Raw genomic sequence first — 746 nt, 5'->3', positions numbered from 1 at the left:
CATCGGGGCCTGCAATGCCGACCTCTTCCTGCTCCAGCTCGGCGACCTCACCGACTACGGCCCGGACGCGCCCGGCGTCCTGCGCGACATCTTCGCGCTGCTGGATGCCCAGTCCGGCATGTTCCTGCTCGGCAACCACGACCACAAGCTTCGCCGCGCCCTCGTGGGCAACCGCGTGCGCAGCCCCGCCGAGGCGACACCGCGCACGCTGGAGCAGCTCGACGCCGCGCCCGACGGCGCCGAGCTGGCTGAGCGTGCCATCGCCGAGATCGGCCGCGCGCCCGCCTGGTGGCGGCTCGGTCCCTGGGTCTTCGTCCACGCCGCCGTCCAGCCGGGCATGCTGTTTGAGGCGCCGCCGCGCGAGGCCGGCACGCGCCGGCCGGACAACATGGTATCGCGTGCGCTCTTCGGCCAGGTGACGGGCCGCACGCAGGGCGACGGCTATCCCGAGCGGCTGCTGCACTGGGTGGATTCCATCCCCGCGGGGATCACCGTCTATTGCGGCCACGATCAGCGCTCGACGGACGGGCGTCCCTGGTCCACGCAGGGTCGCGCCGGCGGCGAGGCCATCTTCATGGACACCGGCTCCGGCAAGGGTGGGCACCTGTCCTGGCTCGACCTGCCGTTGCCCTGAGCTTTGCTGGGCGCGGGATTCAGACCTCCGGCGCAAAAGCGCCTTCGGTCATCCCGCTTGGGCACGGCTCAGCGCGTCTTCCACAGCTCCGGATTGGCCAGCAGCTCCGCGC

1 protein-coding gene is annotated in these 746 nt (G+C 72.0%); it reads left to right on the top strand.

Annotation, left to right across the window (positions count from 1 at the left end):
* On the top strand, nucleotides 1-634 hold a 634-nt coding region (locus tag AC1DWF_RS34060), incomplete at its 5' end, for a metallophosphoesterase (protein ID WP_476842902.1).
* Nucleotides 635-746: the final 112 nt, after the last annotated feature.

The organism is Aminobacter sp. P4_D5, from assembly GCF_056401815.1.
This window is presented reverse-complemented; position numbering and strand designations above follow the sequence as displayed.